Origin of the sequence: Polaribacter sp. WD7 (assembly GCF_003335085.1) — a bacterium.
Lineage (GTDB): Bacteria > Bacteroidota > Bacteroidia > Flavobacteriales > Flavobacteriaceae > Polaribacter.
Genome location: NZ_QPEJ01000018.1, coordinates 576,782 through 593,604, shown reverse-complemented (window position 1 = coordinate 593,604; position 16,823 = coordinate 576,782). Strand labels below are relative to the sequence as shown.

Below are 16,823 nucleotides of genomic sequence, written 5' to 3'. Positions count from 1 at the left end.
TTTTTATGATTGCTTAAATATAGTAGAATTGACTCTCTTACTAAAAACTATTTTAACTAAACATTAAAAAAGCCTGACTTCACAATATGAGCTGCTCTTTCTTTGTCTTTGATACGAATGTATTTATAGAATTCTTTCTCTGTAGTGTGCCCAGAAAACAACATAATATCAAAAACACTCATACCAGCTTTGTATTTATTAGTGCAAAAACTTCTGCGAGCTGTATGACTCTTTATTAAGTCGTATTTTGGAATCATTTCTGAATATTCTATTCCGCCTTTTGTGTACTCACATTTAACTAATGTATTCCATTCAAGCATTTGCCCTACTTGTTTTATATAGTCGTTTAAAATGGCTTCTGCTATCCTTTTTGGAGGGTTGCTATTATGTCTTAACTCCATAATTTCTTGCATCTCTTTTGTAATAGGACAATGTACAGTTCTATGAAACTTTTTATTTTTCTTTTGCTTAATTTCAAAGTATTTATAGCCATCTATTTCAATGACGTCATTTTCAGACAAACCATTATAATCACTGATTCTTTGCCCTGTGTAACAACCCATTAAAAAAACATCTCTTGCTAATTCTACTTCTGGAAATTTAGATAAATCTTTATCAAACATTTCTTGTATTTCTGCATCTGATAAATAGATTTCTGTTGTAATTTCTTTTAATACTTTAAAATCATTGCTTTTAAATTTCTGATTCTTAGTGTAGCCTTCTGAAAGCGCATAATTTAGAAAGGTTTTAAAGTTCTTTATATGCTTTCCTATTGTATTTAAAGCATATTTTTTACTTTCCATGAACGTATTGAATTCATTATAGAAACGCATATCTATATAATCGAACATCAATTTTTTATTGAAGTGCTTTTCATATTCTTGCAACCTCTTTTTAGTTTGCTTGTAAGACCTTATGGTTATGATAGAAATATTGCCTTCTTTGTTTTCAATATATTTATCAATGACATCGAAAAAAGAAAGGTTTGTATCAATTTCTTGATTGGGTATAATTTTACTTAAAAAGACATCTAATTTGTATTTTAATAGCTCATTAGAAACGTTTTTAGACTCTTTTAAAAGATTAGAGTATTCTTTGTTTAAATAACTCTCTAACTCGCTTAAATCTTCATTAATCTTGTCTTTATCTTCAATACCTACTTTGTTTCTAATGCGTTGTTTTTTGAAATCCCAATTGTTGAAACTAGCTTTGTAGCCTGTAGAGTATTTAAATCGATTTTTACCGTAACTGAAGAATAGAAATATAATACTTTGTAGATTTTTATTTTCTTCTAACTTTGTTTTTGAGACCTTAAAAGCAAATCTAATCGTGCCTTTTGTTCTCTCAACTCCTTTATTCATAGCGCTTTATTTTTCATAAAGATACAAAAAAAGGGTGCTAATTAGGGTGCTAATAAGAGTTTTTTCATATAAAATTGTAGATAATTTACTTACCAATAAAAAACAACAAAACCCTTATAAATAAAGGGTTTCAATAAGTTTTATTATAATTTATAATATATTGACAAAGTGAACAAAAGTACTGGAGGTACCACTTAAAAACCCGAACTTTTGTTCGGGTTTTTTGTTAAAAATATTCAATAAATAAAAAAATCTAGCTAAAGCTAAAAGCTAGATTTTTTTATTTATTATTTTAAATTTTGAAGATTTGCTATTTCCAAGTTTGTTAATGCTCTCCATCTTCCTCTTGGTAAATTTTTTTTAGTTAATTCAGCAAAAATAACTCTATCTAGTTTTACAACCTTATACCCAACATGTTCAAATATTTTACGAACGATTCTATTTCTACCAGAGTGAATTTCTATACCTATTTCTGATTTTGACTCTCCATCAATATATGAAACTGCGTCTATAAACACTTTTTTTCCTTCAATAATAACTTCTCCTCTTAATTTTTCTAAATCTTTTAGATCTAATTTTCTATCCAAAGAGGCATGATAGAGTTTACGAACGTTATGTTTTGGATGCGTCAATTTTTTAGCTAAATCTCCATCGTTAGTAAACAACAGTAAGCCTGTTGTATTTCTATCTAACCTACCTACAGGATAAATTCTTTCTTTAGAAGCATTAGAGACCAACTCCATTACTGTTTTTCTACCTCTATCATCATCCATGGTAGTAATATAGTTTTTAGGCTTATTTAAAAGAATATATCTTTTTTGTTCTGGAGAAATTGAAGTTCCGTCAAACTTGACAACATCATTTGGTTGCACTTTGTACCCCATTTCTGTTACCAATTTACCGTTTACTTGAACACTACCATGCTCTATATAAGTATCTGCTTCTCTACGCGAGCAAATTCCTGAATTGGCGATGTATTTGTTTAATCGTATCCCTAACGATTCATCAGATTTTGGAGTTGACTTTATTTTTTTAAAGTCTTTCTTGAAGTTTTTTCTACTAAGAGGTGTACTTTTTTTTCCTTCTTGTCGTCCTCTCGACGAGTTTTTATTTGATTTCATTACTTAAAATTTCTGCAAAAGTAGGTATAAAAAAGCTTAATTTAAACGATCCATCACTTTTTCTATAATCAAGCTAGTATCTATAAAAACCAAAGAAAAAACACCGACTAACAATAACAACTTTAATACATTATGAAGTCTAAGGTATTGTTTTGTTTCTTTAGATTTCCACAACAAGACACCCACTAAAACTAAGGTTAACATTGCCAAATAAAAATAATATTTCATATAGCTTAACTCTGGATAAGTAAATAATATTATAATAGGAAAAAAAGTAGAAATTAATAAAAAAACTGACAATTGTTTTGCTTTTTTCTCTCCATATTTTACTGGAAAAGTCTCGTAATTATTAACTATAGCTCCTTTCATACCTTGTAAGTCCTTGATTAATTCTCTAATCATCAACACTAAAAACAAGAATATGGCGTGCACAAAAATTATTTTAGAGAAGTTTTTAAAGTAAATAAAAGTGGCAAAAAAAGGCAAAATAGTAAGTATTGTTGCTGATATTAAACCTGTTAAAGGAAATTTTTTGAGTTTATGAGAATAAAACCATATAGCAAAAATATATACTGCAAAAAAAAGTGCTGCCCGCCAAGAAACCAACCAACCAAAAACAAAACCTAGAAAGTTTAAAGCAAAATAAAGATTTAGTTTGGTAGACTGTTTTACGTAATTCTCTAAACCAACTTTTAAAGGTCTATTTATCTTGTCTAACTTAACATCATAAAAACTGTTGATGATGTAACCCGCTGCCACAACACATACGGTAGCTATTACTACATATAATAAATGTAAATCTAAAACAGTATCTCTTAAGGTTTTTTTGGGAGAGAAAATAAAAATAGAAGCCAAATACTGTGCAAAAACAAGTACAAAGATATTGTACCCCCTAATGGTAGAAATTAAGCTTAAAAAAGTAACAATGTTTTTCTTAGATTTAAAACTAGGCATAAGACTAAAATCTGTATACCAACTCTAATTTGTAGTTTTTTAAACTTTCTTGTGCTTTTTCATAGTCTTCTGTGAATCCTAAAATGTAACCACCGCCTCCAGAACCACACAATTTTAAATAATAGTCATTTGTTTTAATTCCGTTTTCCCAAACTTTATGAAATGCATCAGGAATCATTGGTTTAAAGTTTTTTAAGACCAATTTAGAAAGCGACTTTACGTTGCCAAATAAAGATTTTACATTGCCGTGTAAAAAATCTTCTATGCAAGCATCTGTAGTTTTGGCAAAGTCTTCACTAATCATTTTTCTAAAACCTTCATTTTTCATCTTGTTCATAAAGATGTTTACCATAGGTTCTGTTTCACCAATTTGTTGAGAATCTAGCAGAAAAACAGCTCCTTTTCCTTCCTTTTGAGAAGGGATTCCTGTAGGCTCTATATTTTCTTTAGAATTGATTAGTATTGGTAAACTCAAGTAACTATTTAAAGGATCTAGACCTGAACTTTTGCCATGAAAAAAAGATTCCATAGCGGCAAAGACATTTTTTAATTTTAGTAGTTTTTCTCTAGTTAAGTTTTCTAATACCGTAATTTTATTATAAGCATATTTATCATAAATAGAGGCTACCAATGCCCCAGAACTACCTACTCCATATCCTTGAGGAATAGAAGAGTCAAAATACATTCCGTTTTTGACATCTTCTTCTAACTCATTTACATTAAAAGAAACTAAGTCCTTATCTAAACCTTTAAGGTAGTTGTAATATTTTTTTAAATTTTGATTAGATTCTTTAGCTTTTCCAACTAATTTTTGTGAGGTTTTAAGTGCACCTCTGTAGGCGTTAAAAGGGATAGCCAATCCTTTAGAATCTTTTATAATTCCGTACTCTCCGAAAAGAAGAATTTTAGCGTAAAAAAGTGGACCTTTCATAGTTGATACAATATAAATACAAAAATACGAATTTTATTGTTAAGAAAATCTTATCATATATTTTTATAAAAAGTCTTCCAAATCCCAACCTTTTCTCCGTTTTGATATTTACCTTTTTCTTTTATTTTACCATGTTTAGAAAAGGTTTTCCAAATACCTTCTTTTTTTCCATTAACGTATTTTCCGGTAGTTTTAAGTTCTCCTGTTTTGTAAAAAAGCGAGTACATACCGTCTTTTTTTCCGTTTACATAATAAACTTCTTGTGCTTTTTCACCAGAAATAAAGTAATCTACTACCCACTTGCCTTTTGTTTTTTGCTTAGGCAATGGCCTGTAATACAGTGCATTTACTTTGGACGTTTTTTTCCAATCAGCATTAAAATATATGGTTTCTTGAGCTATGGTTTTCATTGAAAAGAAAACCAAGGTAAGTAAAGTTGTAATTATTGCTTTCTGCATTGCTATTATAAACTAAGAATTTAGATTTCTTTTGCTCCTAAACCTACGTTATCACAAATATACTGGTTTTTCTGACAGTATACAGCCAATTCATTTTTAACAAACTCATTTACAGCTTCTTTTTCGTGTTCAGGAAACAAAACATGAACGTTAGCCCCGGCATCCAAAGTAAAACAAATATTACTGTTGTTTTCTTCTCTATAATTCCAAATTTTTTGTATCACTTTAAGTGTATTGGGTTTCATCAAAATAAAATAAGGATTGCTAGTTAGCATCATTGCATGCAAGGTTAACGCTTCACTTTCTACTAAATTGATAAATTCTTTAATATCTCCTCCTTGTAAAATAGTAGCCATTTTAGTTAAATTCTCATTTGCTTGAAAAAATCGATTTTCTGCATAGGGATGATTGTGCATTAAATTATGCCCTACTGTACTAGAAACTTGCTTTTCACCTTTATCTACCAATAAAATGATGTCTTGATAATTTTTAAAAATTGAATGTACTTTTAACGGAAACTTTACCCCAAACAAATCTGAACTACCTTCTATTTCTGGGTGTGTACCCCAAACCACCAAAGGCCCTTCTACACTTCTACTTGCAGATCCAGAACCTAATCTTGCCAAAAAAGATGCTTTTTTATTGATAAATTCTTCCGCTAAATTTGGGTTTATTTCTTTTTCTAAACTCATCAAACACATTGCTATAGCACTTAAACCACTTGCAGACGAAGCAATTCCGCTTGAATGCGGAAAAGAATTTTGAGAATGTATTGTCATTGTATAGTCTAAAATATAGGGGCAATATTCTTGTATTCTCTTAAAAAAATCTGCAATTTTGGGTTTAAACTCAGCTTTTTGTTTCCCTTCAAAAAACAAATCAAAATCTACACTTTCTGATTTTTCTTTTTTGGAAAAATCAATTGTAGTTATGGTATGACAGTTATTTAAGGTAAAACTAATTGAAGCGTTTTTTGGGATTTGAGGATTGCTCTTTCCCCAATATTTTACCAATGCAATATTACTTGGTGTTTGCCAAGTATAACTTGCTTTTTCTACGACATTTTCGATTGATTTAGCAATAAATTCTGATGTATTCAAATTGTAAAAATTTGCATCAAAGATAAAACTATTTACCCTAAAATTGACTTGCCTTTTTTTAGGTATTTTTGCATTCTCTGTTCTTATAAATAAAACACGACTTTTCAGTGTTAAAAAATACCTTAAAATGTGTAGAAAAATAAAATTAATATGGGATTTTAGAGGTCCAGACGCTAAAGAAACAGCTAAACATCATACCGTTCATCTTAAAGAGTTTGCTATTCTAGAAAATTTGAATTTTTATGATATTGATATTCATGAAAAAAACCCGATGTTGTGTTCTGCTTTTATTACGGTTGATGAAAACGATATGAAAACGTATAGAAACGCTCTGAAACCCCAAAGAGGGGAGGTTATTTAATCTGTTTTCTTAAAAATATTAATCAAATGTTAGTAATATTGGGTAACTTATACAACAATTTTAAACGAATACAAAAACTTACTTCCATTTGATACCGCAACCCATACTTGGTTTTTGATTGGGTAATACTGAATTATTCTGCAATAAATTATCTAAGGCTCCTCTCATATCTTTTCCTGTTACTGGCTTACCATTTCCTGGTCTAGAGTCATCCAATTGCCCATGGTAGACGGAGTGTAACTCAGCATCAAAAATATAAAAATCTGGTGTACAAGCAGCATCATAAGCCTTGGCTACTTGCTGAGTTTCATCATACAAGTATGGAAAAGGGCACCCCACTTCTTCAGCTAATTTTTTCATTAAATGTGGTGCATCTTGCGGGTAGTTTTCAATATCATTACTACTTATAGCTATAAATTTAATTCCTTTTAATTGGTATTTATTAGCCATTTTTACAAGTTCTTCATTAACATGAATTACAAACGGACAGTGATTACAAATAAATAGAATAACTGTACCTTTTTGCCCTTTCAAATCCATTAATGAATATTCTTTACCATCTATAGTATTTGTAAGTGAAAAACTCGGTGCTTTGGTACCTAATTTAAATTCATTAGACTCTGTTAATGCCATAATATTATTTTTTAATAGCTATCTTTTATTCTTTTAACGTGTATAAAAATACAAAATTTCTCTATTTTTTACAGTACATCAAACTTCAGATAAAGCTTTTGCACAAATATAACCTCCTGTCCAAGCATTTTGAAAATTAAACCCTCCTGTTACTGCATCAATATTTAAAATTTCACCCACAAAATATAAATTTGAGTGTAGTTTACTCTCAAAAGTCTTAAAATTAATTTCTTTTAAATCAATACCTCCTGCAGTTACAAATTCGTCTTTAAAAGTGGTTCGTCCGTTAGCATTAAAAATACCTTTGGTCAATTGATTTGCTAATTTTTCCAATTGATTGTTTTTTACATCTGCCCAGTTTTGAGTAGCTTTAATCTCAGAAAACAATACAAAACGCTCCCATAATCTTTTTGAAATTTCCACAAATGGCGATTTTAGAATAACTGTTTTTCTAGGTTCTTTTTTCTTTAAATTTAACAACACATTTAATACCTTGTCTGTTGGTCTTGACAACCAATTTACCTCTACATTATATTGATATTTTTTGTCCGCTAAAATTCTTGCTCCAAAAGCAGATAGCTTTAAGACGGCAGGACCACTCATTCCCCAATGTGTAATTAGCAAAGGACCAGATGCTTCTAGTTTTGTAGAGATAATTTTTACGGTTGCATTTGGTACAGAAATACCCAACAAATCTACCAATCTCTTGTCTTTAATATTAAAGGTAAATAGTGACGGAACAGGTTCTAGAATAAAATGTTTTAAAGTTTTACAAAGTTCCCATACTTTTTTAGAACTTCCTGCTGCAAAAACAACTTTATCTGCTAAAAACTGTTGATTTTTAGTATTAATAACCCACTTATTTTCTTGTTGATAAACCTCATTAACACCACAGTTTATGAACACCTTAATCCCTAAGTTATCAACTGCATTTTGAAAACAATCTATAATGGCTTGACTGGTATTTGCTTCTGGAAAAACCCTGTTATCATCTTCAATCTTTAAAGGCACTCCTTTGTGTTCAAACCACTCAAAAGTATCACCTGTCATAAATTGATGAAATGGTCCTAACAACTCTTTTTTTCCTCTTGGATAAAACTCACACAATTCTTTTGGCACAAAACAAGCATGCGTAACATTACAACGCCCTCCTCCAGAAATTTTTACTTTTTGCAATACATTTTTTCCTTTTTCTAGAATCGTAATATCTAAATTAGGGTTATTTTCTTTGGCGTTGATTGCTGTAAAAAATCCTGCTGCTCCACCTCCAATAATTATTATTTTTTCCATATTAATTTTCTACCAAAAAGAAGACTGTACATTATTGTATTCTTTATTTGATATTTAAAGTATTATAAAATCATTTCTGAATACGGTATAATCGTTTTATATTCTTTTGCATTAAAATATTCTGATGTTTCATCGTTTCCTGTTACCAACACAAAATCTCCTCCCCAAGCACCAAGGCTCTTAATTTCTCCAAAATAATCTGGAAATAGTTTTTCTTTTACTGGTTTTAATTTGATGATTGAACTAATAATATGCTCATGCTCAGCAATTAAATCGTTAAAAACAGCTAAAGATGTGGCTTTCAAAAAAGATTCAGACAACTCAGAAATTCTTTGTATTTCTTTTGAAAAATCTAAATTACTTTCTCTAAATTTTGCTATACCTTCTTTAGAATCTTGTTTTTGATTCAAGTAAACAAAAAATAAATTTTCTTTAAAATTTGGTTGAAATTTAACTTGAGTTACGTGTGGTTTTTTGTTTTTAATTTGATAAAAAATAGGTTGATTATTTTGCGCACAAGCCACATCATAACCACTGCCTTTAAAAGAATTCCAAAGTAACGTAAACGCATCTATCTTTGCCCAATTTGCGATCGAATTTATGAGCGTAGAGGAACTCCCTAACCCCCAATTTCTTGGAAAACTTAGTTTGGTTTTTACTACAAATCCTTTACTATCATTTAAAAATTCAGGATTCAATCTTTGTGCCTCTTTTAGAATTCCTAACAATGTTTCTGCTATAAACTCTGCACTACCTTCTTTGTCTGAATTAAATGTAGCCGAGACCAAACGTAGTTTTGGCAAATCAAAAACCGCTTCAAACCAACACTCTCCTGTATTTGTAAAACTGCCCCAAATTAATTGGTGCGTTGCAATTTTTTCTACAATTAAGTTTTGTCCAAATTTAGTAGGCACAGCCAACGCCTTGGCGCCATCTAAAACCAAATACTCTCCGGTTAATAATAATTTTCCGTTTGAATAAAATTCCATTATAACAAGTTGAATTGTTTAAAATGATGTGTAAAGTGTTTTACTTGAAATTTTTTCCAGTACTCAACATCTAGTTCACCAAAAAACGGATGTACTACTTTTCTAGTAACATCTTTAGCAAAAACTGTTTTAAACAGTTGAATTTGCAATATCAAATCATCTATAGCTGCATCTATGCTTTCAAACTGCAATAGATTAGGGTTTTCTGCCAAAAGAGAATTCCTAAACCCTAGTTGTAACTCATTTTCTGTATCTAAAAAAGGTTTTCTTCTTGCTGACTTTTCATCAGAAACAAAAATATCTGTTTTTAAATTTCCGTTTGCTATTTGAGTAACTGTACTTAAATGTTCAATCATTTGTTGTGCATTCATTTTTCCAAATACAGGTTTATTTTGATTACGTAAGCCATAGAGTTTTTTACGAACTAAAGTTTCATCTAAAAAATTGATCCAATTTATTTTTTCTTTTCTAAGCGAGTTTATTTTATCTACAACGGCAGCATGTGAAACCGTTTTACTTTCAAAATATTGTTCTACAGCTAACTTTTCATCTTCAGTAGCATGAAACTGATTTAAAATATTCTGCAAATGCATTTTCATATGTCCATGCTGTATCCCCTTTGTTGTCAAAGCTCTAAGTGCAGCAAAGTTTTGAGCTAAACCAGCTGCAGCTATAATTTGCATTAATTCTTTTGCCGATGGTTTTTGCAGCAACTCTAAAGACAATTTAGACATGGGATGTAATGCTGTTAAACCTCCAACTGTACCCAATGCTAACGGTATTTCTATCCAAAAGGTAAATGTATCTTCTGTTACCTTGCAGTGAGATAAACTAGAATATGTACCGTTTCTAGAAGCATATGCATGAGCACCAGCTTCTATTGCTCTAAAATCGTTTCCTGTAGCAAGTACTACAGCATCAATTCCGTTCATAATTCCCTTGTTGTGAGTAACTGCTCTGTAAGGTTCAATCTCTGCAATTTTTACAGCTTGTTCAAACTTTTGAGCAAATTTCTTGGGATTCTCTCCTCCTAAATCATCAATTTTACAACTAACTTCTGCTCTAACTAAACATTCTGGAACATAATTGGATAAAATACTCATTACAATCTCAATATCATCATTTTGAAATTGTTTCGCTATCGCTTCTAAACAAGAGTTAATAAAGTTTGCTCCCATAGAATCTTTAGTTTCAAAAGTAACATGTAGCTGATAGTAGTTGGCCAACTCATCTGTCTTATCTATCAAGATAATATCTAAAATTCCTCCACCACGTTTCTCCATATTTTTAGTAATGGAGGCAGTAGCTGCAAATAATTCTGTCTTGTTTTTTAAAAAATAAGCTTCTATAGCTTCTTTATTTCCAGCAAACATAAAATGCACCTGACCAATTTTAGTCGTAGAAAGTACTGATGTTTTAAAACCTCCTCTACTACTCCAAAATTTACCTACTAAAGAAGCTGCTGCCACTACAGAACTTTCTTCAATAACCATCGGAATTGCATACGTTTTATTATTAATTACAAAATTAGGAGCAACCCCAAAAGGCATGTAAAAATTGGTAAGTGTATTTTCTATAAAATCGTCATGAAGTTGTTGCAACTCTTTATTAGAATTCCAGTATTGTTGAATAATACTTTTGGTTTCTTTAGGATTTTGAAAGTAGTTTTCTGCCAACCAATTGAGTTTTTCTTCTTTGTTTAGCTTAGAAAAACCTGAAATAAGTTTTGTCATGTATCATTTATAAAGTTATAACAAAGATACGGTAAAGACAGAAACTACAGAAAAACATTTAGAAAGGCTTGAGCATAACCAAACCTTAATCCTTCCTTTTTTGATACATAACAGTAACATTATTAAAATTAAAACTTACCCGTTGTGCATTTTGAAAAATTCTGTCAATTCGAGTGGGTTTTATGATTGAAATGAGTAAAATTTGTATCGAGAATAAGAATTTTTAGCATATAAATAGTTCTCGATACAATTTTTCGTTCCTCAAAATCACTCGAACTGACATTTATCTAGTTTCTACCCCAAAATGCACAACGGTTTAAAACTTATAATCTTTTATTCAAAAAAAATATCCAAACTGAACAAACTATTAGCTTCATAATAAAACCTCATTAAATTAAGAAGGTAAAATGAGAATAAAGTAATTATATAAAAAATCTAATATTTATGTTAATGTTTACGTTTTTGTAATCGACAGGAGTTTTTAAATGGTTTTTTTGCCAATAATTTCGTAAACTTGACAAAGTTTTACGAAAAACGAAATGTAAATGAAATACTTATCCTATTTAGCTGCTGTTTTGCTTTTAATTAGCTGTTCAAAACCCTCAACATCTACGACAACTTACACTACTGGATCAAAAGAAATTACCTTAGAAGAAATTTGGGACGGAACTTTTGCACCTGAAAGAATGAATGCGCTCAACTCTATGAATGGAGATTTTTATTCTTTACTAAATAAAAAAGGGGGTAACACTACTGTAGACAAGTATAGTTATGCCACTTTAGAAAAAGTAGCGACTATTGCTAATAGTGTTGATTTTAATAACATCAACTCTTTTTCTTCATACAGTTTTAATGACGATGAAACAAAACTCATTTTAGGCACAGACTTACAAAAAATATACAGGCGTTCTCAAAAAGGTACTTATTATGCCTATGATATTGCCTCTAAAAAAACAATTCTTATTGGTAAAGGCATACAAGAACCTAAATTTTCTCCTGATAATAAAAATGTCGCTTTTGTTAAAAATAATAACATCTTCATCAAAAATCTTGAAAACAATATTATTATACAGGTTACTAAAGATGGTAAAACCAATAAAATTATTAATGGTATTACAGATTGGGTATATGAAGAAGAATTTGCTTTTGTAAGGGCTTTTGAATGGAATAAAACAGGAAATTTTTTAGCCTTCTTACGTTTTGATGAAACCAATGTACCCAGTTTTTCTATGGATATTGTTGGTAAAGATTTGTATCCTAACCAACAGGTTTTTAAATACCCTAAAGCTGGCGAAGAAAATGCAACTGTTTCACTTCATCTTTATAACTTATCTTCTAAAAAAATAAAAAATATAAGTTTGGGTGAATATGAATACATTCCAAGAATTAAGTGGTCTAATAACAATACTACATTAGTAGCTACTACCTTAAATCGCCATCAAAATCATTTAAAACTGCACAAGATTAGCACACTAAATGGTAACGCTTCTATTTTATTACAAGAGAAAGATAAGGCTTACGTAGACATTAACGACAACTTAACTTTTTTAAGTGACAATAGCTTTATTTGGACTAGTGAAAAGGATGGATTTAATCATATTTATCATTACGATTTTAATGGCAAACTCATCAATCAAATTACAAAAGGAAATTGGGAAGTTACACGTTACTACGGATTTAATACAGCCAAAAACACAATTTATTACCAATCTGTAGAAAATGGCTCTATCAATAGAGGTATCTATTCTATTGATTTAGATGGAAAGAATAAAAAATTATTGAGTAATAAAGACGGCCAAAACACAGCTGCTTTTAGTAAAAACTTAAACTATTTTATCAACACCTATTCTTCTGCTACAACACCTCCAGTATATAGTTTGTATACTGCGGAAGGAAAAATATTGAGAATAATACAAGACAATGAAGAGCTTAAAGAAACTTTATCTGAATACAAAATGACTCCGAAAGAGTTCTCTACAATTAACATTAATGGAAACGATTTAAATATGTGGACGGTAAAACCCGCAGATTTTGACGAAAATAAAAAATATCCAATGTTAATGTTTCAATATTCTGGACCAGGATCTCAGCAAGTAGGAAATAAATGGAACAACAGTAACGACTATTGGCACAATATGTTAGCACAAAAAGGAATTATTGTAGTTTGTATTGATGCTAGAGGTACAGGTTTTAAAGGTGCAGCCTTTAAAAAATCTACCTACCTTAATTTGGTAAAACACGAAACTGAAGACCAAATTGCTGCTGCTAAAAAACTAGCAAAACAACCTTATATAGATGAAGATAACATAGCTATTTGGGGATGGTCTTTTGGTGGACATATGAGTACAAATTGTATTTTAAAAGGAAACGATGTTTTTTCTACTGCTATTGCTGTAGCCCCTGTTACTTCTTGGCGCTTTTACGATACTGTTTATACAGAACGTTTTTTAAGAACTCCGCAAGAAAACGCCGCTGGTTATGATGACAATTCGCCAGTAAATTATGCAGACAAATTAAAAGGCAATTACCTATTGGTTCACGGTACAGGAGATGACAATGTTCATGTTCAAAATTCATATAGAATGATAAATGCGCTCATAGAGGCAAACAAACAGTTTGACATGTTTATAGTGCCTGATAGAGCTCATGGAATTCGAAAAGGAAAAAACGTTCGTCTAAATTTATATACTAAAATGACGAACTTTATTGAAGAACATTTAGTAAAATAAGATAAATCAATTGAAATAAAAGGATAGATTATGGCAGAAGCAAAATTTTCTGAATTCGAAAAAGAAGAACCTCAAATTTTTGGGCACCCTAAAGGATTATTCTACTTGTTCTTTGCAGAACTATGGGAGCGTTTTAGTTTTTACGGAATGAGAGCATTACTCACGCTTTACATGGTACAAGAAATCTTTAAAGCTATTGTAGAACGTGATACGGCAACAGCCGTAGTATATGCTTCTTATGGTTCTTTAGTATATGCTTCCACTGTAATCGGAGGTCAAATATCAGACAAAATTCTTGGTATGAGAGCTTCTATTTTCTTGGGAGGTATTCTCATGGCCTTGGGTCATTTTGTTTTAGCTATAGAAAATGATATTGCATTCTTTTTAGCGTTGGCTTTTATAGTGGTTGGTAATGGTTTTTTTAAACCTAATATTTCAACTTTTGTAGGCGCCCTATACAAAGATGGTGACGTTAGAAAAGATTCTGGTTTTACAATTTTTTATATGGGAATTAATATTGGTGGTTTTGTTGCTCCTCTTTTATGTGGATGGCTTGCTGCTGAATATGGTTGGCATTATGGATTTGGTTTGGCAGGTATAGGTATGTTAGCTGGTTTAATTTTCTTTTGGAGTGGGATAAAAAAGAACGTTTTTGGTGATAAAGGAATGCCTCCAAGTAACGCTATTTATGAGAAAAAAATTATTGGAGTGCCTCAAAAAACACTAATACCGATCATAGCATTCTTATGTGCTCCAGCAATTGCTTATCTATTATCTTCTTGGCAACAAAATTATGTAAGTGGTATTTTTAAATTTATTGGTGTGGCAGTTTTGATATATTTAGGATACATTATGTTTAATCTAGAAAGTGATGCGCGTAAAAAACTGTTTATGGCCGTTTTAATTACCTTTTTTATGACACTTTTCTGGGGTTTTCATGAATTATCAGGAAGTGTAATTACTTTATTTGCATCTAGAAATGTAGCACTAGATGGTATTATGACTGCAAGTCAGACAAATGCTTTGAACTCTATGTTTATTATTATTTTGGCCATTCCTATTTCACTATTGTGGGGCTATCTTTCCAAGAGAAATTTAAATCCTAGAACTCCTTATAAATTCGGTTTAGGTTTATTATTAGCGGGCGCAAGTTTTTATATTCTTTCAATAAGTGATGCTAGTGCTGATGCTAACGGAATGGTACCTTTCACATATTTATTTGTGATGTATTTTATTATTTCTGTTGGAGAATTATTTATGTCTCCTGTTGGACTATCAAAAATAACAGATTTATCTCCTAAAAATATTGTTGCTTTTATGATGGGAGTTTGGTTTTTATCATCAGCCTTTGCTTTTCAAATTGTAGGTTTTATATCAGAACAGTTAGCGGTAGAAAGTACAGATGCTAATGTTGGTGGTTTAGAAACTTTAGGTATTTATACCGACGGTTTTCATTTAATAGCAATGTATGCTCTAGGAGCTGGTGCAATAGTAATTCTATTTTCTCCTTTAATGAAGAAATTATTAGGCAACATTCATTAAATTATTAACTATATCAATACCTCATACATAATTTTATGAGGTTTTTTATGTTTAAACTCTAAATATATGAATGCATCTTCTTCTAAAGAATTTAGTTTACTAAATCATAAACCCGCTTTATTTGTGTTGTTTTTTACAGAAATGTGGGAACGTTTTTCTTATTATGGCATGCGTGCTATTTTTGTACTATTCTTAACCGCTTCTTTTTCTGATGGTGGTTGGGAATGGACTAGAGAAAGAGCTATTGGTCTCTTAACCATTTATACCAGCTCTGTGTACTTAACACCGCTATTAGGTGGTATTGTTGCAGATAAATATTTGGGCTATCAAAAAGCCGTTGCGCTTGGTGCACTTGCCATGACTTTAGGGCATGCATCAATGGCATTAGAAACAGAAATAACACTTTATTTAGGTATCGGGTTTCTTATTATTGGCAATGGCTTATTCAAACCAAACGTTACCTCTATAGTAAGTGGTTTGTATGACCAATATCCTGAACGTAAAGATGGGGCTTTTACCATATTTTATATGGGTGTTAATGCTGGTGGCTTTCTTGGTGTTTTACTTTGTGGTTTTTTAGCTAGTAATCTAAGTTACTCTTGGGGATTTGGTTTAGCAGGAATTTTTATGTTTTTAGGTACTTTACAATTTTGGTTTGGTAAAGCTATTTTTGAAAAGGTAGGCGCATCACCTACAAAAAAAATAAATAATTCTAAAGAGATACATATTACTTCTACAACCAAAGAAACTATTTCTTCAAATATTCAAAGAGACAGATATATTGTTGTTGGTTTATTAGCTTTTTTTACCGTCTTTTTTTGGGCTGCTTTTGAACAAGCTAGTGGTTCTATGAATATTTTTGCTAGAGATTATACGCATAGATCATTAACAGGTAATGCTGCTTTAATTTTTAAAATTGTAGATATTTTAGTTTCTACAGTTCCTTTATTTATCATTACCAGGGTTTTATTTAAATTGTTTGCACAAACATTTACCAAAATATCTCTGTCAAATATTGTTTTAGGTACTAGTTTTCTTAGTATTTGGGGGTTAGTACTTTGGAAGCTCTCTGTAATTATACCTAAAGATTCTGCAGAAATAGAAGCTTCTTGGTTTTTAATTTTAAATTCTCTTTTTATCATCTTTTTAGCACCCTTATTTTCTAAGTGGTGGGAGAGTAAGTTTAATCCGTCTGCAGCAGTTAAATTTGGCATAGGTATGATTTTGCTAGGTATTGGTTTTGGTGCGCTAGCCTATGGTTCTAGTGGAATACCACAAGGTGCTAAAACAGCTTCTGTAAGTTTAATTTGGCTGGTTTTAGCCTACTTACTTCACACTATGGGTGAGTTATGTGTATCTCCTGTTGGGTTATCTTATGTTTCTAAATTGGTTCCTCCAAAAAAGATAGGAATGATGTTTGGCATTTGGTACTTGGTTAACTTTTTAGGAAATCTAATTGCTGGCTTGGTAGGAAGTGCTATTGACGAGATTGTTTCTAATTATTCTATGTCTTATTTCTTCTTAATTTTTACAATTATTCCTGGAGCTGTAGGTCTTATTTTTTTGATCTTAAACCCTTTAATGAAAAGGTTAATGCATGGAATTAGATAAACACACGTAA

At 30.8% G+C, this 16,823-nt stretch carries 14 protein-coding genes; 4 read left to right on the top strand and 10 right to left on the bottom strand.

The genetic code is table 11. From position 1 onward, the window contains the following. Window positions 1-56: 56 nt before the first annotated feature. The 6 genes from DUT90_RS11950 to DUT90_RS11925 form a co-directional block, all read right to left on the bottom strand. Complete coding sequence (locus tag DUT90_RS11950) at window positions 57-1,361, bottom strand: site-specific integrase (RefSeq protein ID WP_114427410.1); 1,305 nt, start codon at window positions 1,359-1,361, stop codon at window positions 57-59. Window positions 1,362-1,648: 287 nt separating this feature from the next. After that, complete coding sequence (locus DUT90_RS11945; protein ID WP_114427409.1) at window positions 1,649-2,482, bottom strand: pseudouridine synthase; 834 nt, start codon at window positions 2,480-2,482, stop codon at window positions 1,649-1,651. A 36-nt stretch (window positions 2,483-2,518) separates the two neighbouring features. Beyond that, complete coding sequence (locus DUT90_RS11940) at window positions 2,519-3,436, bottom strand: geranylgeranylglycerol-phosphate geranylgeranyltransferase (RefSeq protein WP_114427408.1); 918 nt, start codon at window positions 3,434-3,436, stop codon at window positions 2,519-2,521. A gap of 4 nt (window positions 3,437-3,440) precedes the next feature. Continuing rightward, the gene (locus DUT90_RS11935) at window positions 3,441-4,367 is read right to left on the bottom strand and encodes a mevalonate kinase (RefSeq protein ID WP_114427407.1); all 927 of its coding nucleotides are present in this window, start codon (window positions 4,365-4,367) and stop codon (window positions 3,441-3,443) included. A 53-nt stretch (window positions 4,368-4,420) separates the two neighbouring features. Then, complete coding sequence (locus DUT90_RS11930) at window positions 4,421-4,825, bottom strand: toxin-antitoxin system YwqK family antitoxin (protein ID WP_147266218.1); 405 nt, start codon at window positions 4,823-4,825, stop codon at window positions 4,421-4,423. A gap of 20 nt (window positions 4,826-4,845) precedes the next feature. Beyond that, window positions 4,846-5,925 carry a diphosphomevalonate/mevalonate 3,5-bisphosphate decarboxylase family protein gene (locus DUT90_RS11925; RefSeq protein ID WP_114427405.1) on the bottom strand — a complete coding sequence of 360 codons (1,080 nt, stop codon included), beginning with the start codon at window positions 5,923-5,925 and terminating at the stop codon, window positions 4,846-4,848. Window positions 5,926-6,052: 127 nt separating this feature from the next. On the opposite strand from DUT90_RS11925, the gene DUT90_RS11920 reads away from it, so the two are divergent. Next, the gene (locus tag DUT90_RS11920) at window positions 6,053-6,286 is read left to right on the top strand and encodes a hypothetical protein (RefSeq protein ID WP_114427676.1); all 234 of its coding nucleotides are present in this window, start codon (window positions 6,053-6,055) and stop codon (window positions 6,284-6,286) included. A gap of 78 nt (window positions 6,287-6,364) precedes the next feature. On the opposite strand, the gene DUT90_RS11915 is transcribed toward DUT90_RS11920, so the two are convergent. The 4 genes from DUT90_RS11915 to DUT90_RS11900 form a co-directional block, all read right to left on the bottom strand. Beyond that, the gene (locus DUT90_RS11915) at window positions 6,365-6,919 is read right to left on the bottom strand and encodes a thioredoxin family protein (RefSeq protein WP_114427404.1); all 555 of its coding nucleotides are present in this window, start codon (window positions 6,917-6,919) and stop codon (window positions 6,365-6,367) included. A 78-nt stretch (window positions 6,920-6,997) separates the two neighbouring features. After that, a complete protein-coding gene (locus DUT90_RS11910; RefSeq protein WP_114427403.1) occupies window positions 6,998-8,209 on the bottom strand; it encodes an NAD(P)/FAD-dependent oxidoreductase in 1,212 nt (403 codons plus the stop codon). A gap of 62 nt (window positions 8,210-8,271) precedes the next feature. Then, window positions 8,272-9,198, bottom strand: a complete 927-nt coding sequence (locus tag DUT90_RS11905) for a GYDIA family GHMP kinase (RefSeq protein WP_114427402.1) — start codon at window positions 9,196-9,198, stop codon at window positions 8,272-8,274. After that, window positions 9,198-10,931: a hydroxymethylglutaryl-CoA reductase, degradative gene (locus DUT90_RS11900; RefSeq protein ID WP_114427401.1), complete on the bottom strand. Its 1,734-nt coding sequence runs from the start codon at window positions 10,929-10,931 to the stop codon at window positions 9,198-9,200. The genes DUT90_RS11905 and DUT90_RS11900 overlap by 1 nt, the downstream gene beginning before the upstream one ends. A 545-nt stretch (window positions 10,932-11,476) precedes the next feature. On the opposite strand from DUT90_RS11900, the gene DUT90_RS11895 reads away from it, so the two are divergent. From DUT90_RS11895 to DUT90_RS11885, 3 genes are all read left to right on the top strand, one after another. Then, the gene (locus DUT90_RS11895; RefSeq protein WP_114427400.1) at window positions 11,477-13,660 is read left to right on the top strand and encodes a S9 family peptidase; all 2,184 of its coding nucleotides are present in this window, start codon (window positions 11,477-11,479) and stop codon (window positions 13,658-13,660) included. A gap of 30 nt (window positions 13,661-13,690) precedes the next feature. After that, the gene (locus DUT90_RS11890) at window positions 13,691-15,202 is read left to right on the top strand and encodes a peptide MFS transporter (RefSeq protein WP_114427399.1); all 1,512 of its coding nucleotides are present in this window, start codon (window positions 13,691-13,693) and stop codon (window positions 15,200-15,202) included. Window positions 15,203-15,268: 66 nt separating this feature from the next. Continuing rightward, the gene (locus DUT90_RS11885) at window positions 15,269-16,813 is read left to right on the top strand and encodes a peptide MFS transporter (RefSeq protein ID WP_114427398.1); all 1,545 of its coding nucleotides are present in this window, start codon (window positions 15,269-15,271) and stop codon (window positions 16,811-16,813) included. Window positions 16,814-16,823: the final 10 nt, after the last annotated feature.

Bases quoted from the DNA above. Each gene is read 5' to 3' on its own strand.
- DUT90_RS11950 (WP_114427410.1), bottom strand. From the start codon at position 1,361: ATGAATAAAGGAGTTGAGAGAACAAAAGGCACGATTAGATTTGCTTTT.
- DUT90_RS11945 (WP_114427409.1), bottom strand. From the start codon at position 2,482: ATGAAATCAAATAAAAACTCGTCGAGAGGACGACAAGAAGGAAAAAAA.
- DUT90_RS11940 (WP_114427408.1), bottom strand. From the start codon at position 3,436: ATGCCTAGTTTTAAATCTAAGAAAAACATTGTTACTTTTTTAAGCTTA.
- DUT90_RS11935 (WP_114427407.1), bottom strand. From the start codon at position 4,367: ATGAAAGGTCCACTTTTTTACGCTAAAATTCTTCTTTTCGGAGAGTAC.
- DUT90_RS11930 (WP_147266218.1), bottom strand. From the start codon at position 4,825: ATGCAGAAAGCAATAATTACAACTTTACTTACCTTGGTTTTCTTTTCA.
- DUT90_RS11920 (WP_114427676.1), top strand. From the start codon at position 6,053: ATGTGTAGAAAAATAAAATTAATATGGGATTTTAGAGGTCCAGACGCT.
- DUT90_RS11915 (WP_114427404.1), bottom strand. From the start codon at position 6,919: ATGGCATTAACAGAGTCTAATGAATTTAAATTAGGTACCAAAGCACCG.
- DUT90_RS11910 (WP_114427403.1), bottom strand. From the start codon at position 8,209: ATGGAAAAAATAATAATTATTGGAGGTGGAGCAGCAGGATTTTTTACA.
- DUT90_RS11905 (WP_114427402.1), bottom strand. From the start codon at position 9,198: ATGGAATTTTATTCAAACGGAAAATTATTATTAACCGGAGAGTATTTG.
- DUT90_RS11900 (WP_114427401.1), bottom strand. From the start codon at position 10,931: ATGACAAAACTTATTTCAGGTTTTTCTAAGCTAAACAAAGAAGAAAAA.
- DUT90_RS11895 (WP_114427400.1), top strand. From the start codon at position 11,477: ATGAAATACTTATCCTATTTAGCTGCTGTTTTGCTTTTAATTAGCTGT.
- DUT90_RS11890 (WP_114427399.1), top strand. From the start codon at position 13,691: ATGGCAGAAGCAAAATTTTCTGAATTCGAAAAAGAAGAACCTCAAATT.
- DUT90_RS11885 (WP_114427398.1), top strand. From the start codon at position 15,269: ATGAATGCATCTTCTTCTAAAGAATTTAGTTTACTAAATCATAAACCC.